Origin of the sequence: Pseudomonas izuensis (genome assembly GCF_009861505.1) — a bacterium.
Lineage (GTDB): Bacteria > Pseudomonadota > Gammaproteobacteria > Pseudomonadales > Pseudomonadaceae > Aquipseudomonas > Aquipseudomonas izuensis.
The window spans coordinates 16425-37828 of the sequence record NZ_WTFT01000057.1 but is presented as its reverse complement, the minus strand read 5'-3'; the positions used below and the strand labels follow the sequence as shown (position 1 = coordinate 37828).

Below are 21404 nucleotides of genomic sequence, written 5' to 3'. Positions count from 1 at the left end.
AATCTAAACGAACCAAACCTATAATGCATTTGCATAATAATTATGGAGATATTGCATGGAGCGCATACCTTGAATCTGCGCCAACTGGAGCATTTGGTCACGCTGGCCGACGAAGGCGCCTTCGCCCGCGCGGCGGAAAAACTGCATTTGAGCCAACCGGCACTCACGCGCAGCATTCAGGCACTGGAGGAAACGCTTGATCTGCAATTGTGTGATCGCCACTACCGCGGGATAGACCTCACGCCAGCGGGAAAACTGGTGGTGGAGCGTGCGCGCAGAGTGCTGCTCGAAAGCCGGGCGCTCGACCGTGATATCAAGCTGTTCAAGGGGCACAGTCTGGGCGACGTACGTTTCGGCGTCGGCCCCTACCCGGCAACGGTTTTCGTGCCAGGCGTAATCGCAAGGCTGTCACAGTCGTGCCCGCAGCTGGCACTACGAATGGAAGCGGAAAGTTGGGACACGTTGCTGGAGCGATTGCATGGCGAGGCAATCGATTTCTTTATTGCCGAAAAACGCGCTGTGCCGTGGACGCCCAAACTGGCGGTGGTGACATTGTCCACGTACGAATGCGGGTGGTTCGCCCGGCCGCAGCATCCGATCTTCGAAAAGGCGAAATGCATGACGGCGAATCTGCGCGAAGCGCGCATCGCTGCCGTACCGGTGCCGGAAGCGATGCGCGAAGAATTACGCAAACGCCTGCGTTACAAGCCGTCTGAAAATCTGGAATTCAGCGCCGAATGCAATAACTTCACGACCCTGAAGGAAATCGCCGAATGCTCCGACACTGCAATCTGCGGCCCGCTGGTCGCCGTGCGGCGTGAGCTGGCAGCAGGCACGCTGCGCCGGATCGTCCTCGAGGATGCAAAAGCCTTCAGCATGCAATTCGCCATCGCGTATCTCGCGCATCGCACGCTCTCACCCATGGCGGAAAAAGCGATTGAAGCGATCGTCGAATATGACCGGCAATTGAAAGAAGGAGAAACCATCGATTGAATGAGCCCACGCGGCTTCTGCTTGATTCAGAGCTCGACCAGCGGCTGATACTGACGGCAGGCACCCTGGGGAGCTGCTAGTGTTAAGTCCGGACGCCGTCAAAGTCTCTGCAGACTGCGGCTGCCGACCTACGCCTACGCTGCTCTTCGTTGCAGCGGGGTAATTCAAGTTCTTCGAACCGACGAATGGGTCCCAACCCAGGACAAAATCATGGCGAAAGTACTTGTTCTCTATTACTCAATGTATGGCCACCTGGAAACCATGGCGAACGCCGTCGCCGATGGCGCACGATCCGTATCTGGCGTTGATGTGACGCTCAAACGTGTGGCTGAAACCATCCCGGCCGAACAGGCGGCAGCCATCGGTGTCAAGCTCGACCAGCAGGCCCCGATCGCGACACCTGACGAGCTGGCCAATTACGATGCCATCATCTTTGGTACTCCGACACGCTTTGGCAACATGGCCGGACAGATGCGCACATTTCTCGACCAGACCGGTGGGCTGTGGATGAAGGGCGCGCTCGTCGGGAAAATCGGTAGTGTTTTCGCGTCAACGGGAACCCAGCACGGGGGCCAGGAAACCACGATTACGTCATTCCACAGCACACTGCTGCATCAAGGGATGGTCATCGTGGGTGTGCCTTACACCTGCGCAGGGCTCACCAATATGAATGAGATCACCGGCGGTACACCCTATGGTGCCACCACTCTGGCCGGGGCCGACGGGAAACGGCAACCGTCACAAAATGAACTGGATATTGCGCGCTTCCAAGGCAAGCACGTTGCTGAACTTGCAAAAAAGATCGCCAGTTAATGCAAGCAGAAAAGGGGGATCCTGACGCCTGGGGCGGACGTCGAACGTTGCCGGCTTGAACCCGGGTCCCCTTCGTTTTCATGCCCGACTGAACGCTGTGCCGGTAATCGTGTGACGGCCAAGTCTCTCCCCCACTCTGGCCGTCACATAACCAGGCTGCTGCTCAAGCCTGCCTCCGAGTAAGGCTGCACGTCCGGGATGCGCTGACCCGGTTGGCGAGTCAGACGCTTCCCGAATGCCTTTTTCAATTACCGAAAAGAGCTGCCAGGTCACCGGTGCGCCAGACGTTGTCGACCGTGACGCGTTCAATGAGCCAAACTTCGCCTTGCCTGACCATTTCCACGTCGTAACGGTTTTTCATGAGGTAATGGCGCGACAGATCGTTTTTCAGCACGTGCTGCGCCTCCACCAGTGCATCCAGGTGTGCCTTGTCACCATTGACGCTGGCGCGGGGGTTAGTCACCGAATGCGTGGTTTCGACGTGACTGAGCGCTCCGGACAGCGCCGCGACGATCGTGTCCCGACCTTCCAGCACCGGGTATTCAAAGCCCGCTTTGGCAGCCGCGGGTCTGAAATCGGAAACTGCATTTTCCGCAAACGCCGATGCGAGAAGTTCGTTGTCTTGCAAATCGATACCGGCAGCGAATCGGTAAAGTGTTTCAACTACCGAGAGCTTGTCTGCGGTTTCCTGAAGGTATTTGGACGACATGGATAACGCCTTATGTGAAGTGAGGGGGAGAACGGTTCCGGGCTTTGTATGAAATCGAGGCGTTGTAGCGCCCTAATAATCGGTAATGGTCGTACCGGCAATGGTCTCGGCGAATCCGATGCCGAACACCCGCGCCGGCGTTTCAAAACCGGCTCGTCGATCGCCACACAACACCCGACGTGCTGCCTCCACTGCGGCCAAAGGTGTATAGCTGTAGCCGTTCACGGTCTCGATCACTGAGCGCGCAACCGTACCGTCAGCGCCTACCACCTCAGCCACTGCACGGGCACGATGATCGTCACGCTCTTGAGTACTTGGGCCGTCCGGGAGTTGTGACAGATCCCCTTCGGGGAACGCGTCGCCGGTAATATGCACAAACATGGCAATATTCGGGATAGCGGTAGAGCGCCAACCGGTGACCAGGTCACCGAACGATAACGGAGCGCACAACGCCTGACCCTGGCCAAAATCGAAGTGTCGCGGTTGCGCATCCGGTGTTGCCAAAAGCTGTCCGTCAACTCGCGCCAGAAGACCCGCCCCCATGATCTCGCTGACACTCATGGCCGAACCCCGTGACATTGATCCGGCCACCTGCAGCGCCACTCTCAATGTCTGCGGACTCTGCACGCGACGGGCGACATGCATCGCCAGACAGTCTGTTGGCACCACGTCCCAGCCAACGCCAGGCAACAACATGACGTCAGCTTGCGCAGCCTGTGCTCCCAACTGTTCCGCCAGCCGATAGACATTGATCTCAGCGGTGATATCCAGATAGTCGACCCCGACCTCAATGCATGCGTGCATCAAGGGTTGCGCCGTTCGAGCGAAAGGCCCTGCAAAATTCAGCAGTACACCGATGCCTTCAAACGCTTGCGCCGTCGGGGCATCCGGGCTGAACACTCGATACGGGATATCAAGTTGCTGAGCGAGTGACTCCAGCTTTTCCGCCGTTCGCCCAGCAATAACAACGTCCAGCCCCAGCGCTTTGGCATGCTCGGCAGCCATGCGACCTGTGTAGCCAGTCGCGCCGTAGATCATTAATTTATTCATTGCGCGTGCTGCCAGTTTTTGTAGACGAATTCGAGACTGTAGCCGTCCGGATCAAGAACATTGGCGGCGTAATAATTGGGGTCGTAATGCAGTCGGGCACCTGGAGCACCGTTGTCGATAGCGCCATGCTCCATGGCGGCTGCGTAGGCGGCATTAACTTCAGCCTTGCTATGCGCCACGAAGCCAACATGCGCCGCCCGCCCCTCTACCACACCCTCGCGCAACCAGAAAAATACCCGCCCATTGGCACCAAAGCCCTTGAGATCCGGATGGCCTGGCGGACCGTCCTTACCGTCGTAATCAAGCCGCCCGGTGATGCCAAGCGGAGCCAGCGCTGCGGTATAGAAACGGATCGAGCGTTCAACGTCACTGACCGAGATAAAAACATGATCAAGCATTGCGGATGCCTCCCCGGCTGCCACCGGTAATAACGACAACGCTCATAAGGTTCTCCAATGTCACTGAATTGAGTCATTACAGTAACCATCGCCTTCGCCATGAACGCAGCCGTTCCTGCTCAAATCCTGCCTGTTTCTGCTTTTTGCTTGCGTGGGTGCATCGGCCTGAGTTCAGATGCCGCTTATGACGAACCCACTGAAAGAACTTCGGGCTTTAGCTGCACGAGCTGAAAACCGCCGCACAGAGACGGGCATTGCGCGCGTGGCCATGGTGCAGGGTGAAATTCCTGAGCATATGCTGGCAGCTGTTTACGAGCCGATGATCAACCTGATCCTGCAAGGCAGTAAATCGATGACCATCGCAGACCGTACGCTTCGCTACGATCCGGCGACGTATTTCGTGATGTCCATTGAATTGCCGGCAGTGGGCCAAGTACACCCCAGTGCCAATGGTGAGCCTTACCTCGCTGTCAGCCTGACACTCGATCCGACAGTACTGGCAACCTTGTTGGCCGACCTTCCAAAGCCCGACGGGCAATACGACAAGAATGCGGGCTTCTCGGTCGCCCCGGTCACACCTGAACTGATGGATGCCTGGGTACGCATGTTGCGCTTGATGAATCGGCCCGAAGAGATTGCGGCCCTGGCGCCCGTCTACGAACGTGAGATTCTGTTTCGTGTTCTGCAAGGGCCTCATGGCTGGATGCTGCGTGACATCGCGGCCCCCGATAGCGCCATGGCCAGGGTCAGTCTGGCCATTCAGTACATTCGCCGTGATTTCGCTGAATCCATACGGGTGGAGGCACTGGCGGACCGTGCTGCGATGAGCGTCTCGGCGTTCCACCGTCACTTCAAAGCCGTCACTGCATTGAGCCCGTTGCAGTATCAGAAAAGGGTTCGCCTGCTAAAGGCGCGGACGCTGATGGTTGCCAACGCCAAAAGTGTCACCCATGCGGCGTTTGAGGTCGGCTATGAAAGCGCTACGCAATTCAGTCGCGATTACGCACGGGTGTTTGGCTTACCGCCCGCGCGCGATACTGCAAGAATTCTTGGAGAAACCCGAGGCGAGAAAAGGTAGGCCGGCAGTCACTCTTGGATATGCCTCATTTAATTCCAGGACTTGGCGTCCGCCATGGGTCGTCAACTGCCGTTCGCGACAGGTAGCAACCGGCCAGAAACGCTCACTCGGTCAGCTCAACTTCTAGCCACTTGGTCGAATCTTCAACGCATCGTTTTTTGGCTTTGAAGGAAATGGGGGGCAGTTTTTAGCCACCCCCCTGCTGCCTAACCTCGCAGGAAAGCGAGCAAATCGGCGTTGATGGTATCGGCGTTCGTTGTGGGCATTCCATGCGGGAAGCCCGAGTAGGTTTTCAGCGTGCTGTTTTGCAAGAGCCTGGCTGACAAGAGCCCGGAGTTTTCATATGGCACGATCTGATCATCATCACCATGCATCACCAGCACGGGGATCTTGATGCTCTTCAGATCGTCGGTAAAGTCAGTCTGGGAAAAGGCCACGATCCCGTCGTAATGTGCCTTTGCACAACCCATCATGCCTTGGCGCCACCAATTGAGGATGATGCCCTCGGACGGTTTTGCACCCGGGCGGTTGTAACCGTAGAAAGGTCCAGCGGGAACATCATGGTAGAACTGGGCGCGGTTGGCTTTGAGCTGGGCCTGCAAGTCATCGAAAACCGACTTCGGCAAGCCGCCTGGATTGCTCGGCGTCTGAACCATCAAGGGTGGTACGGCGCTGATGATGGCTGCCTTCGACACCCGGTCTTCGCCGTGGCGCGCAATGTAATGGATGACTTCACCACCGCCGGTGGAGTGGCCCACATGGACTGCACCCTGCACGCCAAGATGGTCGACTACGGCCGCAACGTCATCTGCATAGTGATCCATGTCATGCCCGTCCCAGACCTGACTGGATCGCCCGTGACCACGTCGGTCGTGTGCAACCACCCGGTAACCGTTCGCCAGGAAAAACAGCATCTGTGCATCCCAGTCGTCCGCGCTGAGCGGCCATCCGTGATGAAAAAAGATCACTGGGGCATCCCGTGGACCCCAGTCTTTGTAAAAGATCTCAACACCGTCCTGCGTAGTGACATAACCCATGTTCGCATCTCCTGAATGAAATGGAGGGTATGACCATTCGTGTTCTGATCGTGACCCTTGTTGAACGTGGCCCTTGTAGACAACGTGCAGGCCATCCAATAGGTGGTTCAGAGGGAATGGTCCTGGTTTGGTTTTCTCCTGCCCCTGAATGCCATGGCGTTTTAGCAACGCATGACCGCTGCGTCGCTTGGCCGCCAAATCACTTTAGGTTTAAAGTCAACTTTAAGGTCAATGGTTTTCCGGAGCGGAATATGAGAATAGGCGAACTGGCGAAAATCAGCGGACTGGCGCCTTCACGCATCCGCTTTTACGAAGCGAGCGGCCTGATCAAGTCTGTCGCGCGCAAAGCCAATGGGTATCGGGACTACGCGCCCGACACGGAGTGGGTTCTGGAGATCATCACGGGCGCCCAGGCGGCGGGTTTTTCATTGGATGAAATCCGACAATTACTGCCGATGAACGCGAACGGTTGGCAGCAGGAAGCGTTGCTCAGTGGGCTCAAGCGCAAGGTCGAGGAAATCGAAATCCTCCAGCAACGGTTGGCGCAGAATAAAGCGCAACTGCTGCTGGTGATCGAGGGCGTTGAAAGCAAGCCGGAAGGCATGGGTTGCGTGGATAACACTCAGTTGTTGTTGCATCGTCTGCGCGAGGAAGGTGTGGCGCCAGCACCACGCGGCCGAGCAAGTAAAGCGTGACCTGTCAGGCTTGTGAGGCCTGACAGTTTTTTCCGGGTCGTCGAATCAGTGCGCGGCCAGTGCCGCTAACGGTTTCGGTGCGTAGAGCGCACTTTGGAACGCCGGCACGTATTCGTATTTCATCATTTTCCCCAGCTTCAAGGAGCGGATGTAGTTCGACAGGCTACCGCCGCCCAGCGTGAGGGTTGCCGAATCCGCGTTTCTGCTGGAGCCGTGGCTGAGCTGGCGGGAAACCGCATACCCATAGGCCAGCTGGCCGTGGTGATCGAGATTGGTGAAACTGCTGGTGACGATATCGACGTCGCTGGACAGGTCGTCGAGCTTCTTCGCTTTGAAGGACACGTCCACTTTGCCGGTCTGGTTGTCGGTAATGTCATAGACCACCGATCGGGCATCTTCTTTTCGGTCAATGCCCGTCAGCCATTTCGGCAGGTTGTAACCGACGACACCGCGAACCCTCGCCAGCTCGGTATTGACCGGCAGCTTGAGCACATAGCCCCAGAAATCTCCAGACATCGACTGGCCAATCAACGTGAACGGGCCCAGATTGGCCTTGCCAGGTTTGTTGGTGATGATCGACACAGCCACTTCGTTATAAGCGTCGTTATCACAGTGCTCATAGGTGTACGCGGTAAACGCGATCAAGCCTCGACCTGGCCAGATTTGCAGCGGCTGGACGGTGGCCAATACTTCGGGCGGCATCAGTGCCCGGAGCCTGTCCAGATCTGCCGTATAGACAGCCGTCACGCGACTGTTCTGGTAGTAAAAGTTTGGGGAGTACGACTCAAAGCCAATGTCGACCTTGTTCTTCTCCAATCCTTTGAACCAGCTCAAATCAACGCCCGGCACTTCTGCTGCAATCACCGACAACGGAGGGTTGGAGCGAAAGCGATCATACAAACCGCCCTTGACGACGGGCACCGGGTGACCGGCGATATCGATCATGGCTGTGTCGGTCTGGCTGGGCATTTCAGGCACCTGCGCCAACGCGTGGTTGGCAAGTGTGTTGAACAGCAATCCTGTTAAAACGGCGCTTGCGAGTTTCAATCTGTCTCTCTCCAGGTGATTGCATCGGCTTGTTGGCGTCGGCCAGGGCCGGCTTCCGGGGCCTGCCTGAAATCACCTTAACGTTAAACTGAACTTTAAGGTCAAGCACTGGAAAGACAGATTTTTCAGTTCACTCGCAGGATTGTTTTTGCGTGCCATCGACCAGGATTCAGCGATTTGTCTTGCCGGTGGAGAGCAAGGCCATGACGGCTTCAGCCACGGCCTTGGGCGATTGAGGGTTTTGGCCCGTCACGAGCCTTCCATCGGTGATGGCAAATGGCGTGAAGGGCAGCCAGGCCTTGCGGTAACGCGCACCTTGGCTCACCAGCCTGTCCTCCAGGAAGAAGGGAACCTGACGCTTCATGCCTGAAAACAGCTCTTCGCGATCAGAGAACCCGGTGATGTTTCTGCCGTTGATGATCAGCCGGCCTTGCTCGTCTTTCAGGTCCAGCAGTCCCGCTACGCCATGGCAGACGGCCGATACGATGCCGCCCTGGTTGTAGATTGTTTCGGCGACACGACGCAGGTCCGGGTTTGCGGGGAAGTCCCACATGACACCGTGCCCCCCGGTGAAATAGATGACGCTGAATCGGGACGGATCGATATCGGCAATCGGTATCGTGTTTTTCAGTCGAGCGCGAAAGGCCGGTGACTGCAAATGCTCACGGGCGGCCTTGTCCATATAGAGCCAACCGAGGCTGCGTTCGTCCAAAGGAACCGCTCCACCCTTGGGGCTGGCAAAAACCGTCGTGTAGCCGGCCGCTTCCACCACATCGGTGAAATGCGTCAGCTCGGTCAGCCACAGCCCCGTGGTGTCGGTTCGTGAGGGATAACTGGCGTGATTGGTCATGATCACCAATATCTGGCGATCCTTCGCCATAGCGGTGGAAGCGTTCGGCTCAGCATTTGAAAAGGTCATGAAAACACCGCCTATCAATACCAACGCACAAGAAAGAAAGGTCTTCAACATCATCAGGGTTCCAACAGTCATGCATGTCCGTGCATGCTCACCTTAAACCTTTCTTTAAGGTCAACCCCCCTGCACTTCTGAACGTTTGCCGCCGGCGCCGGCACACTTCTGCTTGACTCTAAACCTGACTTCAACGTTAGCGTCTGACGCTGATTGGGCAAGGCAATAAGGCACTTCATCAATCCTGTCAGGAGCAATGCATGAGTCAGCAAGACAACCCTGTGACGCAGATGAAATGGATGATCTATGGCGCCAATGGTTATACCGGCGAGCTAATCGCTCGCGAAGCCGTCAAGCGCGGCCTCAGGCCGGTTTTGGCGGGACGCAGCCGCGACAGGATCGGGGCCCTGGCCCGGGAGCTGGGTCTTGAAGCCCGTGTTTTCGGACTGGATGACGAGGCGCGATTGCTCGCCCAGATCAAGGGCCATGGTCTGGTTCTGCATTGCGCAGGGCCGTTTTCGGCGACCGCTGCACCGATGATGGATGCTTGCTTGCGGACCAATGCGCACTACCTGGATATCACCGGCGAGATTGCCGTATTCGAACATGCCCAGTCCCTGCAAGAACGTGCGCAAACGGCGGGCGTCGTCATTTGCCCTGGCGTCGGCTTCGACGTGATCCCCACTGACTGTGTCGCCGCTGCACTCAAGCGTGCGCTGCCGGATGCAACGCATCTGGCGCTGGGTTTTGATTCCCGTTCCAGCTTTTCGCCTGGCACTGCCAAGACGTCAATCGAAGGCATGGCGCAGGGCGGCAAGATTCGTCGCGACGGGAAAATCGTGTCTGTTGCGTTGGCCTATCAGGTGCGTCGTATCGACTTCGGCGACGGCGAGAAGCTGGCGATGACCATTCCCTGGGGTGACGTTTCCACGGCCTGGCACACCACCGGCATTCCCAACATCGAGGTGTTCATACCGGGCTCTGCCGGCATGATTCGCGGCGCCAGGCTCGCCAACTTCATCCGTCCGCTACTGGGTTTGTCGTTCGTGCAGAGGCTGCTCAAGGCACGCATCGGCAAGACGGTGATCGGCCCGGATGACGAAAAGCGTGCAGATCAAGGCACCTATGTGTGGGGCGAAGCCCGTAACGCTCGCGGAGAATGCAAAGTGGCACGCGTGCATACCGCGAACGTCTACAGCTTGACGATCTACGGTGCGTTGACCGTGGTCGATTACCTGTTGCAGGTGCGTCCGGCTGGCGGCACCTACACACCCGCGAGGCTGATGGGGGTCGATCTGGTGACGGACTTGCCAGGGTCAGGCGCCTTGAAGGTCGAATAGAACAAACGGTCGAAGCAAACGATCAACAGGAAACCCAACACATAGACTCCCAGGTTGGGGATTCACACGCAGGGGAAGGCGCTTGCGGGTATTATCGAATAGGTGACGTAACCCTAATCCACAGGAGCAATACCACGCAGGCAGGATGAACAGGACACCAGGTGGTCGCTGGGCCAGCTGACTGAAGACAGGCGTAGTCGTCCTTGTCGGCTGCTGAACTAAAATGGCCGGGATATCCGCTCTATTTGGACGAGGATGCCTGCAATCACTTAGCGGGGAGACACGCACTCGCTACCCACCGCAGGTCAATGGAGCAGACGTGCAGGTGAGACGATATTGGGGCCCCCTGCTACCCGACTGAGCAATTCCAGCCGGGCAACCTCGAATTTATTCCATACCACCCGATCGGCAAGCTTGGGTAGCGAGATGGCTTCTCCAGAATCAAAATCCTCTAGCGCGGCATCCACAATGGCCACTGCGCTTTGATATTGGGTCTGCTGTGAACCTGCATACAAAATTGCTTGAACACGTACTGCAACTTTATTGAAATGCTGCCGCAGCGCATGGGATAGCGAGAGCAAAAAAGCGCTATTCGCTGACTCAATGGCAGCACCGGAACTCGCCTCGAACACGGGCACCAGATTGATAACCGTTCCGGCGCCCCTCTTTACGAAACCATTTGCCAATGCGTAAGACAAGCGTACGGGAGCGGTGATCCCCAAGGCAATTGAGGCCCCTATCTCATTCGCCTCAGTGATGTCGTGATGGTTGATGAGCAATGTGATACTGGCGTCCAGGCTTAACAGGGCCTCGATGCGGACAATTTCGGCGGACACTGCCAAATCGGCATTCAGCACTTCCACCGATCGTCCGCTGGAGTCAGTGAGCGCCGCAGCGAGCGTCATTAATTGCGGCCGATCCACCGCAATTAAAATCAAGTCGTAGCCCCGCTGAGTCAGTCGGTAGGCGAAAGCTGTGCCTATTGCTGTACCAGCGCCGGTTATAACGGCCGTGCCTTTATGAGTCATGCGGTTTGCTCCAAAGGCGGGTGTATGAAATAGGGCCAGAGTATTGAGCGCCCGTATGTCGGTAAAGGCCGTAAAACCATCATTTTCGGCCTAGGGTTGGTCAAGTTTATGGCCGGAAGTATTGGTGTTCCGACCTATTGACGGAGTTCAGGCTGCTTAATCTGTCTTCATTGCGTCGGGCCGCAAGACGCCGCGCCCGGCGCAAAACGCTAACCCCCTCGAAATCGCGGTTCTGCTTGCAGTCCCGCGATTTTCGCGCATGCTTACGTTTCGCATGTCACCAGAATCCATGCGTCAAGCCAGTGTTCAACTGGGCGAATGGGGGTTTTATGCAAAGTGTGGCGTTAATCGTACGGCCCGATTTTCAGGTGATGAGCCTTGCTGCGCTTTCAGCTTTCGAGTTTGCCAACCTGGCCGCGGGTGAAAAACTCTACGACATCAGTGTGCTATCCGAGCATGGCGGCTTGGTCGCCAGCTCCTTGTTCACGTCGATTGATACTCAGCAGTTCAACAAAACTGATTTCGATACCGTCTTGATCAGCGGTGCAATGGATCGCAGTTCGGCGTCGGACGGTATTCACTCCTTTCTGGTTGAAGCCAATGCAAATTCACGGCGGGTAGGCGCTTTGTGCGTCGGTGCTTTCGCGCTTGCCGAGTCCGGTTTGCTCGATGGGCGCCGAGCCACAGTGCACTGGGCTCGTGCCAAGGAAATGCGCGATAGATATCCCGCAATAAAAGTAGAAGAAGATCGCATCTTCATCATCGATGGAAAGATCTGGACCTCGGCAGGCATGACCGCTGCGCTCGATTTAACCATCGGTATGGTCGAGAAGGATTACGGTGCCGCTCTGGCCCGAACCGTCTCGCAGCGGCTGGTGCTTTACCATCGCCGCGCGGGTGGGCAATCCCAGCATTCGGCGATGCTGGAACTGAGTCCGAGCTCCGACCGCATTCAGCAGTCGCTGGACTTCGCTCGAAAAAACCTGCGCCGCGACCTTTCCGTAGAAGACCTGGCGGATGCGGCGTGCCTGAGCCCTCGGCAGTTCAGTCGAAGCTTTCGCGAGCAGACCGGAAGCTCACCCGCCAAGGCCATCGAAAATCTACGCCTGGAGGCCGCCCGATTGATGATCGAACAGGGGCGTCTAACGCTTGAAGCGGTGGCCTCGGAGGCCGGCTTTGGCGACCGCGAACGTATGCGCCGGGCCTTCCTGCGGGTATATGGTCAGTCCCCGCAATCGTTACGCCGGACCTTCGGCTCTAACGCTGACGTATAAGCTTCAATTTTTTCGCAGCAGAATAATGGCGGCCATTGGCCGCCGTTATTCATTCTTGGAGCTCTACTTTTTGAGCGTTTAGATTACTTAATTTGAAGGTTGAAGTTGCGGTGCGGGTCGGCGGCCGGATGTATAGGCCAAGGTCAAGGCCGTTGCTACGCAGAGGGCACTGACAAAGCCAAGGTTGGCCAATGAGCTGTAGTGCAATGTCAGAGAGCCGAGACCCGCACCCAGTGAGAAACCGAGGTACATGAAGGAGGCGTTGAGCGACAACACCACTGGCGCGCTCGCAACGCCAGCCACACCCACCAGCGTGGTTTGCTGGGCAGGATAAAAAGCCCAGTGCGCCACGCCCCAGGCAGCGATGGCGAGGACTATCGGCACAACTGCGAACTGTTTGTCGATAAAGTGCGGCGCCAGCGACAGGACGACGAACGCGGTAGTGGATGTTGCCAACGCTGGCAGGATCACTGCGCGCGGACCTTTGCGGTCAACCGCCCGGCCGCTGATGGCCAGGCCGATTGCGGCAGAAACACCCCAGCCAAATAGCACGAAGCCTATCGCCGGACCATTTATGAAGGTGGTGGCTTCCAAAAGCGGAGCGAGATAAGTGTAAGTGGTGTAGCTCGCCATCGCCCACAACGTAGTGATCAGCAGCGTATGCAAAACCGCAGGCTGAGCCGCAGTGGAAATGCGCAGGCGCAGGCTGGCAGTGGCGAGTCCGGTTCCTATCTCGCGTGGAAGGCCTATCAGCAAACCGGCAACGGCCAACGCGGCAATAATCGCGACGCTGCCGAACGTAGCGCGCCAACCCATTGCCGCCCCCAGCACGGTGCCCACCGGAACACCCAGGGCAATGGCGAGCGACAGGCCACCGTTGACAATTGCGATGGCGCGGCCACGCTGTTCAGGAGGCACGACCACGCTGGCCAGTGCGTTCGCACCGGGTACATACACTGCCGCCGCGAGTGCCAGCACCACTCTCGCGGCCATCAACGACCAATAGCCACTGGCCGTGAAGGCCAGCAGATTGGCCACCGCAAATAACGCCATGGCACCGATCAGCAGCCTGCGCCGGTTCAGGTTCCCGGACAGCGCCGCCAGCACTGGAGAACTCAGTGCATAGGCCAGAGCAAATACAGTGACCAACTGGCCCGCCATGGCAACGCTAACGCCAAGGTCCGTCGCCATTCCGGGAAGCAGGCCCGCGATCATGAAACTTTCGGTACCGACGGCAAACGTGCCTAAGGCCAACCAATACAGCGGCCGGTTGCTTTTGATGAATTGGGTTGAGTTCATGGTATTCCAGCTGTGGAAAAGTGATGGCGCCCTGTTGATCGCGTGTACACATAAAAAAGCCCCCGCGAGGGGGCTTCGTTTGGTCTCTGCGCTAAAGCAACTCGAGCTTGGCGAAAGACGTTACGCAATCGCTTCTTCTTTATAGAACTCGTAGTCGGTGTAACCCACCTCGGTACCACCAAAAAAGGTCGGACGGTCATAAGCGTTCAGCGGCAGATTGTGGCGCAGGCGTTCCGGCAAGTCCGGGTTGGCGATGAAGTGGCGACCGAAGGCCACCAGATCGGCGTCGCCAGCCTGAATGATGGCCTCGGCGGATTCGCCGTCAAAGCCACCGGCGGCGATGATCACGCCTTTGTAGTGTTTGCGCATCAGCTGGGCAGCGACCGGCGCCGGGTCGGCATTCTCGTCCTCGATGTTGCCCAGGATGCGCGGCTCGATCAGGTGCAGGTAAGCCAGGTTCAGCGGCGCCAGTTGTTGCGCGACGTAGGTGAACAGGCCTTCTGGATCGCTGTCGCCCATGTCACCCCAGGTGCCGCTCGGGCCGACACGTACCGCCACGCGATCACTACCCCACACTGAAATCAGCGCGTTGGTCACTTCCAGCAGGAAGCGTGCGCGGTTTTCGAACGAGCCGCCGTAAAAGTCAGTGCGCTTGTTACTGTTGTCCTGCAGGAACTGGTCGATCAAATAACCGTTGGCACCATGCAGCTCCACGCCGTCAAAACCGGCTTTCACGCCGCGTTCGGCGGCGGTGCGGAAGTTTTCTACCAGGCCTGCGATCTCTTCGATGGTCAGGGCGCGGTTCGGGGTATTGGGTACCCAACCTTCGGTGGTGTAAGCAACGCCGCCGTGCAGGATTTCCGATGGGCCGACGGGGATGCTGCCTGCAGGCTGCACGTCGACATTGGATTGGCGACCCGCATGATAAAGCTGCAGGAAAATCTTGCCGCCTTTGGCGTGCACGGCGTCGGTGACGTGTTTCCAGCCCACGATCTGGCTGTCGTCGAACAGGCCAGGTGCGCCGAGATAGCCGTTGCCGTTTGGCGCGGCAATGGTGGCTTCACCGATCAGGAAACCGCCTTCGGAAGCGCGCTGGGCGTAGTACTCGACCATCAGGGCGCCAGGACGAGCGCCATCTTCGGCACGCATGCGGGTCAGCGGTGCCAATACAATGCGGTGGGCGAAGGTGAACCGCCCGACTTTAACTGGGGAATGAAGTTTGGACATGGTTGCCTCGATTGAAGTGTATGTGTAGAGCCATTGGATATCTGCCCGGGTCGATAGCCATGTGGGCTTTCGAGGTTGGGGCGCTTGGCATCAGTAAAGGTGATTTTCCGGAGTGAATAAATGGGCCGTGTTTCCCAACACTTCGGACTTTTTGGCTGTAATGCTGGCGAACATGGAGATCGAACTTTCGATGTCCGGATAACGGCGCCCGCACTCATGCAAGCGCCGCAGGGTGCTCACTGGGCGTAGAGTTTCAATATCTGTGTGTTGAACTCAGCGACAAAGGCGTGTTCATCCGCCCCGGCATTAGCGCGCATTGGCTTGGCCCGCTCGACCAGAATTTCCACCGCGTCCGTGCCCAGCACCGCTATCGTCTCGGCAATAAACTCATCTAATGGCATCGCCAGTTCGACTTCCGAGCTATTCATCAACTCGGTACGTACCCATGGCGGCGCGATTTCCAGCACCTTGACCGAGGTATCGCGCAGCATGAAGCGCTGAGACAGTGCATAAGAATGCAGCGCGGCCTTGGTGGCGCTGTACACCGCCGTCAGCGCCATGGGCACGAAACCGAGTACTGAAGAGGTGTACGCCACATAGGCGTCATCGGCCTTCTTGAGGTGCTCGATCAGCGCCGAAGTCATGCGGATGGGGCCCATCAGATTGGTGGTAACGGTCGACGCCAGCAATTCGTCATCCACGTGGCCGGCCGCAGTGTCCGGCAACATGATCCCGGCGTTATTGATCAGCACGTTGAGCTGCGGGAATTCGTTGATCAACTGTTTCGCGACCTTGGTAATGCTGGCTGGATCGGTAATATCCAGTTCGACCGCGTGCATGCCCGGGTTGGCCGCAACGACGGCTTCCAGATGGCCCTTGCGCCGACCTGAGATAATCACCTGGTTTCCCAATTTGTGCAGGGCTTCGGCCAGCCCGCGGCCGATGCCAGAGCCGCCGCCGGTAATGAAGATGGTGTTTTGAGTGAGTTTCATGGGTGCGTCCTCTGAGATTGCAGAAATGCAAAGGGTGAACAATGGAGGGGAAATATCGGTTACTTGGCGGCGCGAATGACCAGATCGGCGACAGCCTCAGGCTTGGAAACCATTGAGCAATGGCCCGCATCGACACGGTCGCTGACGGCACCGATCTTCTTCACCATCAGCTCTTGAAGTGCCGGTTCAATGGCGTTATCAAGGGTCGCCACCAGATACCAGCTGGGCTTGTGCTGCCAGGCGGCTTGAGTGAGTGGTGCGGTGAGTGCCGCTACAGCGGTCGGACGCTGGTTTTCAAACAGCTGACGCTTCTCCTGCGCACTCACATCCTGAGCAAAGCCTTCATGGACACCCTCGTAAGTGAGGCTCGACGAGCCCGCCTGATCTATGCGGATCTCGGCACTCATCAGCGATGGCTCGGCCAATGCGGTCAGCCCCAAAGCTGATTCGCCAATGTCAGGGGTAAAGGCGTTGATATAGACGAGGCCCGCCACCTTGGCGTGAACACCTGCCTCGCTGATGACCGCACCGCCATAGGAATGGCCCACCAGCAACACCGGTCCTGGGGCGGCGGCGATGGCCTGGGACACGACGTCGGCATCTGCTGCCAGTGACGTCAGCGGCAGGTTGACCGTGGCCGTGCTCAGGCCGGCGGCTTCGATCAAGGCGCGCGATTTGTTCCAGCTGGTACTGTCGGCCCAGGCACCGTGTACAAGAATGACGTGTTCGATAGTGCTCATGGCCCTTCTCCTGATTTCGGGTAGACGGGCGGGTTGCCCGTGCTGTGAATTCAGGGTCTATGCTAGGCGCGAGCTAAGAAGCAGATGGGTCGTAATACCGACGTTTCGGGACATTTCACTGGCTGCAGGATTGGCAAACTCTGCAGAGAGTGCAGCCAGCATAAAGACAACTTTCCGCACAGTGATCACCCTTGCTTTGAATGATCATCTGCAGGGGGTTTTATCCCTTGTCGACTGGCCATAAGTTCAGGTTCATGAAGGTTACCGGCACCCATGAATAGCCTGTGTCTTCCTTGCGCAAGCGCCCAAAGCCAGGGAACGACATATGTGCACCACCGACCAGGGTTTTGTCCTCTGCCAACTTCACGAAAAGGTCTTCGCGGGTCTTGATTGCGGTCGGTCCGTCAGCGTCGAACGCGATACCCACTTCGGGATGTGGCATTTGCACAGAGACGACGTGGGCAACGTCGCCCCAGATCAGCAGCGATTGGCCCTTCGACGAAACCCTGTAACCCACGTGCCCTGGCGTATGCCCCGGGATGGCAACTGGAGTAATGCCCGACACGATTTCATCCATGCCCTGCAATGGCTTCCATTTGCCAGCCGCCAGATAAGGTGCAGCGGCAGCCTGGGCAATCTGGAAAAATATTTTTGCCGTATTAAAAACGCGGCCAACGCCAACGCCTCGCTCCCTATTACTTCCCTTTCCAATTTCCCCGCCCGCCTCTACTCTGCCTTAACCCTTTCCCAGCACCGAGCACACCTCAAATGATGGACAGCCTCAGCGGCATCACGGCCTTCATTCATGTGGCCGAAACCCGCAGCTTTACCGAAGCCGGTCGCTTGCTGGAGATCTCCTCCTCCGCCGTCGGCAAGAGCGTGGCGCGCATGGAAGAACGCCTAGGGGTGCGGCTGTTCCATCGCAGCACCCGCAGTGTCACCCTGACCACTGAAGGCGAGCTGTTCTTGGACCGCTGCAAGCGTATCCTCAGCGAAGTGGAAGCGGCAGAAATGGAATTGCTGGAACTGTCCGCCACCCCGCGCGGCAAGGTGCGCATCAGCGTGCCGATCCAGAACGTGTTGATCATGCCGGTACTGGCCGGGTTCATGCGTGCCTACCCGGACATCGAGCTGGACGTGGACATGTCCGACCGCATGGTGGACGTGATCGAGGAAGGGTTCGACGCGGTGATCCGCACGGGCGCACCGCAGGATTCGCGGCTGATGGCGCGCAAGCTGGGGGGTTATCAATTGCAGCTGGTGGCATCGCCAGTGTATCTGGAGCGCCATGGCGATCCGACACACCCGGACGATTTGATCCGCCACGTGTGCCTGCTGCACAAGTTTCCGGCCACCGGGATGATCGAGCGTTGGCCGCTGCGCGTCGACGATACACACATCGAGCCCAACCTGACGCGGGCGTTGACCTGCACCACGATGGACCCGCTGACGTACCTGGCGATCGATGGGGTGGGGATTGCCTGCCTGCCGGATTTTTCAATCCGTCAGCCATTGGCCGACGGCAGGCTGAAGGTGGTGCTGGAGGACTACACCGACCACACTGGCAACCTGTGGATGCTCTGGCCTGCGTCGAAGCAGACGGCACCGAGGTTGCGAGTGTTGATCGACTACTTCAAGGACAACATTCTCAAAGCCTGAGCTCAGCGCTGCAGCGCCTCGGCAATCGGCGCTTTGCCGAGACCGAAACTGAGCATCACCGCCAAACCGAGCACACCGATGGCGGCGCCCAGCCATAACGCTGAAGACACGCCGGCGTGATCAACCATCAAGCCGCCAAACAGCGAACCCGAAGCAATCGCCACTTGAAACGTGGTCACCAACATGGCGGAACTGGCTTCGGGCAATTGCGGCGACGTCAGTTGCATCCAACTGCTCACGCCCAGCGGAATCGCGCCGTAGGCAACGCCCCACACCAGCACCGCCAACGTCACGCCCCAGCCCTGCAACCCGGGCAAGGCCCATTGCGCGATCACCATCAGCAACACCACAGCGCCCAACGACGCACGCAGGTGCGTGGTGATGCTCCCGGCCATCGCGAAGTTCGCCAACATGCCGACCAGGCCAAAGCCCAACAGAATCGCGGTGATCGCATCCGGCGAGAAACCGGCGTCATGCCCAAGGAACGGCGCAATGTAGGTGTACGCGGTGAAGTGCGCCGCCACCACCGTACCGAGCAACAGCATGCTGCGACGGGCATTGCTGCGTGACAGAAACGCCAACAGCGCGCGCACCTGCAAGCCCTCGCGGGATGGCAACGAAGGCAACGTCAGCCACTGAGCGGCTAACGCCAGCAACGCCAACCCCGCGGTCACGGCAAACGACATCCGCCACGAAAACAGCGTGCTGACAAAGGTTCCAAAGGGCACACCGAACACCGTCGCCAAGGTAATCCCGGCAAAGATCAGCGCCGTCGCTTTCGCCGCTTTTGACTCGCTGACCAGACGCCCGGCAGCCGCAATCGCCACCGCCCAGAAACCACCCAGCGCCACACCCAACAAGCCGCGCCCCAACAACATGATCGGCAATGACTGCGCCAGAGCCGAAACGGCGTTGGAAGCCACCAGCAACAGTGTCAACAGCAGCAACAAATGCCGCCGATTCATGCGCCCGGCGCCGAGCATGATCGCAGGCGCCGACACCGCCGCCACCATGCCCGGCACAGTGACCATCAACCCGGCCACCCCATCGGTGATGTTCAGGCTATTGGCAATTTGCGGCAGGACGCCGACCGGCAGGTATTCGGTGGTGACAAAGGCAAAAGCACCCAGGGCCACCGCGTACACCGACAGCCAGTCGCGCCAGGAGGACGGCTCCGCTGGCGCGAGCGCAGCGGTGGCCGGTGATGCAGACAGATCGTTCATGGCAAAGCTCCACAGTAATGAGTGGCGCCATGCTAGGTATCTGATCACTGCGAAAAAACAGTGCGCAGCTCCGATCACTGCGGATCAATCGTTCCGCAATCGAACAGGCGTGCCGCCATTAGCGCCTTTCCTGTCCGCAGTGTTCGGCCCTTTGGCCGGTTTTTCCGCGGGGCTTCGCTCCCTAGACTTCACCTCGTCAGCCAAACCCTACGAGGACATTCCCATGACAACTGCTCACTCCCCTATTCGCGTCGGCATCATCGGCGTCGGCAACTGGGCTCGCCACGGCCATCTGCGCGTGCTCAATCTGCTGCCGCAATATCACCTGCAAGCGGTGTACAGCGAACGCCGCGAACGCGCCGAAGCCGCCGCCAGCGAGTACGCCATCAGCCAGGTCGCCGACTCAGTCGACGCGTTGGTCAACAACCCTGAAGTAGATCTGGTCGTGGTGCTCAACACCGCCCCGCAACACGAAAAAACCGTGCGCGCCGCCATCGCCGCTGGCAAAGACGTCTATTGCGAATGGCCGCTGACCACCACCACCGCAGACTCCGAACAACTGCTGCACGTGGCCAAGGACGCCGGCGTGCGCCACATTGTCGGCCTGCAACGCCGTCACGCACCGCACAACCGCTACCTGCAAGACCTGCTGCAACAAGGCTACGTCGGCAGGGTGCGCTCCGTGCGGATGCACGTCAGCATGAATTACTTCCAGGCCCTGCGCCCCAATGCCCTGCGCTGGACCGCCCCCGAGAAAAACTTCTCCAGTGTCATCGCCATTTATGCCGGACACTTCCTGGACATGCTCTTCACCGCCACCGGCTGGCCAGTGAAAGTCTCGGGCCTGATGGTCAACCAGTTCCCGAAAGTGACCATCAAGGAAACCGGCGAAGTGCTTGACAGCACCGCCCCCGACCAGCTCGTACTCAGCGGCATGCTCGAAGACGGCGGAGTCATTTCAATCCATATCGAAGGCGGCAAACGGAACGGCTCCGGCGTCCAAATTGATATCACTGGCGATCAGGGTGACCTGAAAATCACCAACCGTTCGGCGTTTGGCGATGTCGGCGACGACTATGTCGTCGAGGGCGCGCATGGCGATAACCTGACGCTGGAAGTGTTGCCCGTGCCTGAGAATTATCAGCGCCTGCCGGCCTCGTCATTGCCGTCAGCCGTGCTTGAACTGGCAGAGCTCTATCACGTGTATGCGCAGGATGTTGCCGAAGGCACCCATGCGGCCGCGACGTTCAACGATGCATTACGCCTGCATCAGTTGCTGGATGCGGCAAAGAGCGGGACTCAAACTCCCCTGGTCGATTTTCAGGACTTCGCGACAAGCAAAAATCGGCCATAAGCAGCCATTCGCGAAGGGCTCCTATGGGTCGTCAACTGCCCTTCGCGACAGGTAGCAACCCGCCAAAAGCGGCCTCTCCGGTGGGGCTGCGAAACCTGGAAGGTTCAACCTGCCGGCTTGAGCATCTCCCGAAGTTCCGCCCATTTCAACAGTGCATCCAGTGCCGGACAAAGCGCCTGACCCCACTCTGTCATGCGGTACTCCACCTTAGGTGGTACTTGCGGATAGGCGGTGCGATGCACGATGCCATCCGCTTCCAACTGGCGTAACTGCTGGGCGAGCATTTTCTGGGAGATCTCGGGGATTAGTTTTTCCAGCTCGGAAAAGCGTTGCACCTGGCCACCGAAGAGGTGGAACAAGATCACCAGCTTCCACCGTCCTTCGAGTTGCTTGAACACTGCTTCTACTTCGCTAGCGGCAGTAGAGGGCGTATAGATTTTTCTCATATTTCCCTAGCTTACTTTTTCGTGGGTTCTTGCCATCGGGTATGGCCGAAAGCGAGCATGTGGATGAAGTAATCCTTACATCAGTGAGGTGA

General features: G+C 58.1%; 22 protein-coding genes. 8 read left to right on the top strand and 14 right to left on the bottom strand.

Annotated elements, in window-relative coordinates; all coding sequences use genetic code 11:
* Positions 1 to 69: 69 nt before the first annotated feature.
* Together GPL81_RS30165 and wrbA are read left to right on the top strand one after the other, a co-directional pair.
* Complete coding sequence (locus tag GPL81_RS30165; RefSeq protein WP_160109725.1) at positions 70 to 993, top strand: LysR family transcriptional regulator; 924 nt, start codon at positions 70 to 72, stop codon at positions 991 to 993.
* A gap of 210 nt (positions 994 to 1203) precedes the next feature.
* Positions 1204 to 1806, top strand: coding sequence for an NAD(P)H:quinone oxidoreductase (gene wrbA, locus GPL81_RS30160; RefSeq protein WP_160109723.1), 603 nt, complete (start codon positions 1204 to 1206; stop codon positions 1804 to 1806).
* Between the two features lie 244 nt (positions 1807 to 2050).
* On the opposite strand, the gene GPL81_RS30155 is transcribed toward wrbA, so the two are convergent.
* The 3 genes from GPL81_RS30155 to GPL81_RS30145 form a co-directional block, all read right to left on the bottom strand.
* Positions 2051 to 2515 carry a nuclear transport factor 2 family protein gene (locus GPL81_RS30155; RefSeq protein ID WP_160109722.1) on the bottom strand — a complete coding sequence of 155 codons (465 nt, stop codon included), beginning with the start codon at positions 2513 to 2515 and terminating at the stop codon, positions 2051 to 2053.
* Between the two features lie 72 nt (positions 2516 to 2587).
* A complete protein-coding gene (locus tag GPL81_RS30150) occupies positions 2588 to 3565 on the bottom strand; it encodes a saccharopine dehydrogenase family protein (RefSeq protein WP_160109721.1) in 978 nt (325 codons plus the stop codon).
* On the bottom strand, positions 3562 to 3963 hold the full coding sequence (locus tag GPL81_RS30145; RefSeq protein ID WP_160109719.1) for a VOC family protein: 402 nt from the start codon (positions 3961 to 3963) through the stop codon (positions 3562 to 3564). Before GPL81_RS30145 ends, GPL81_RS30150 begins: the two co-directional genes overlap by 4 nt.
* Positions 3964 to 4147: 184 nt before the next feature.
* Between GPL81_RS30145 and GPL81_RS30140 the strand changes: the two genes are divergently transcribed.
* A complete protein-coding gene (locus GPL81_RS30140; protein WP_160109717.1) occupies positions 4148 to 5041 on the top strand; it encodes an AraC family transcriptional regulator in 894 nt (297 codons plus the stop codon).
* 206 nt (positions 5042 to 5247) lie between these two features.
* Here the strand turns inward: GPL81_RS30140 and GPL81_RS30135 are convergent, their stop codons facing one another.
* Entirely contained in the window at positions 5248 to 6078 is an 831-nt protein-coding gene (locus tag GPL81_RS30135) for an alpha/beta fold hydrolase (protein ID WP_096510421.1), read from the bottom strand.
* A gap of 251 nt (positions 6079 to 6329) precedes the next feature.
* On the opposite strand from GPL81_RS30135, the gene GPL81_RS30130 reads away from it, so the two are divergent.
* Complete coding sequence (locus GPL81_RS30130) at positions 6330 to 6773, top strand: MerR family transcriptional regulator (protein ID WP_160109747.1); 444 nt, start codon at positions 6330 to 6332, stop codon at positions 6771 to 6773.
* Between the two features lie 45 nt (positions 6774 to 6818).
* Here the strand turns inward: GPL81_RS30130 and GPL81_RS30125 are convergent, their stop codons facing one another.
* Together GPL81_RS30125 and GPL81_RS30120 are read right to left on the bottom strand one after the other, a co-directional pair.
* A complete protein-coding gene (locus GPL81_RS30125) occupies positions 6819 to 7820 on the bottom strand; it encodes an acetoacetate decarboxylase (ADC) (protein ID WP_425502632.1) in 1002 nt (333 codons plus the stop codon).
* A 169-nt stretch (positions 7821 to 7989) separates the two neighbouring features.
* Entirely contained in the window at positions 7990 to 8793 is an 804-nt protein-coding gene (locus GPL81_RS30120) for a type 1 glutamine amidotransferase domain-containing protein (protein WP_160109745.1), read from the bottom strand.
* 197 nt (positions 8794 to 8990) lie between these two features.
* On the opposite strand from GPL81_RS30120, the gene GPL81_RS30115 reads away from it, so the two are divergent.
* Positions 8991 to 10070, top strand: a complete 1080-nt coding sequence (locus tag GPL81_RS30115; RefSeq protein WP_160109715.1) for a saccharopine dehydrogenase family protein — start codon at positions 8991 to 8993, stop codon at positions 10068 to 10070.
* Between the two features lie 305 nt (positions 10071 to 10375).
* Here GPL81_RS30115 and GPL81_RS30110 read toward each other — a convergent pair whose 3' ends face one another.
* A complete protein-coding gene (locus GPL81_RS30110) occupies positions 10376 to 11098 on the bottom strand; it encodes an SDR family NAD(P)-dependent oxidoreductase (protein ID WP_160109714.1) in 723 nt (240 codons plus the stop codon).
* 329 nt (positions 11099 to 11427) lie between these two features.
* Between GPL81_RS30110 and GPL81_RS30105 the strand changes: the two genes are divergently transcribed.
* Complete coding sequence (locus GPL81_RS30105; protein WP_160109712.1) at positions 11428 to 12372, top strand: GlxA family transcriptional regulator; 945 nt, start codon at positions 11428 to 11430, stop codon at positions 12370 to 12372.
* A gap of 87 nt (positions 12373 to 12459) precedes the next feature.
* On the opposite strand, the gene GPL81_RS30100 is transcribed toward GPL81_RS30105, so the two are convergent.
* The 5 genes from GPL81_RS30100 to GPL81_RS30080 all read right to left on the bottom strand — a co-directional run bounded on the left by GPL81_RS30100 (position 12460) and on the right by GPL81_RS30080 (position 17267).
* Positions 12460 to 13671, bottom strand: coding sequence for an MFS transporter (locus GPL81_RS30100; protein ID WP_160109711.1), 1212 nt, complete (start codon positions 13669 to 13671; stop codon positions 12460 to 12462).
* Positions 13672 to 13791: 120 nt separating this feature from the next.
* Positions 13792 to 14898, bottom strand: coding sequence for an alkene reductase (locus GPL81_RS30095; RefSeq protein ID WP_160109710.1), 1107 nt, complete (start codon positions 14896 to 14898; stop codon positions 13792 to 13794).
* Positions 14899 to 15134: 236 nt separating this feature from the next.
* Complete coding sequence (locus GPL81_RS30090; protein WP_160109708.1) at positions 15135 to 15890, bottom strand: SDR family oxidoreductase; 756 nt, start codon at positions 15888 to 15890, stop codon at positions 15135 to 15137.
* Between the two features lie 59 nt (positions 15891 to 15949).
* Positions 15950 to 16630 carry an alpha/beta hydrolase gene (locus GPL81_RS30085; protein ID WP_160109706.1) on the bottom strand — a complete coding sequence of 227 codons (681 nt, stop codon included), beginning with the start codon at positions 16628 to 16630 and terminating at the stop codon, positions 15950 to 15952.
* 220 nt (positions 16631 to 16850) lie between these two features.
* Positions 16851 to 17267: an MBL fold metallo-hydrolase gene (locus GPL81_RS30080; protein ID WP_281355073.1), complete on the bottom strand. Its 417-nt coding sequence runs from the start codon at positions 17265 to 17267 to the stop codon at positions 16851 to 16853.
* A gap of 134 nt (positions 17268 to 17401) precedes the next feature.
* Here GPL81_RS30080 and GPL81_RS30075 point away from each other — a divergent pair, with 134 nt between their 5' ends.
* Positions 17402 to 18289 (top strand): LysR family transcriptional regulator, encoded by an 888-nt coding sequence (locus GPL81_RS30075; RefSeq protein ID WP_160109743.1) that lies wholly within the window; start codon positions 17402 to 17404, stop codon positions 18287 to 18289.
* Between the two features lie 2 nt (positions 18290 to 18291).
* Here the strand turns inward: GPL81_RS30075 and GPL81_RS30070 are convergent, their stop codons facing one another.
* Complete coding sequence (locus GPL81_RS30070) at positions 18292 to 19512, bottom strand: MFS transporter (protein ID WP_160109704.1); 1221 nt, start codon at positions 19510 to 19512, stop codon at positions 18292 to 18294.
* Between the two features lie 223 nt (positions 19513 to 19735).
* On the opposite strand from GPL81_RS30070, the gene GPL81_RS30065 reads away from it, so the two are divergent.
* Positions 19736 to 20866, top strand: a complete 1131-nt coding sequence (locus GPL81_RS30065) for a Gfo/Idh/MocA family protein (protein WP_160109703.1) — start codon at positions 19736 to 19738, stop codon at positions 20864 to 20866.
* Between the two features lie 104 nt (positions 20867 to 20970).
* Here GPL81_RS30065 and GPL81_RS30060 read toward each other — a convergent pair whose 3' ends face one another.
* Positions 20971 to 21312 carry a winged helix-turn-helix transcriptional regulator gene (locus GPL81_RS30060; protein ID WP_160109701.1) on the bottom strand — a complete coding sequence of 114 codons (342 nt, stop codon included), beginning with the start codon at positions 21310 to 21312 and terminating at the stop codon, positions 20971 to 20973.
* Positions 21313 to 21404 lie beyond the last annotated feature (92 nt).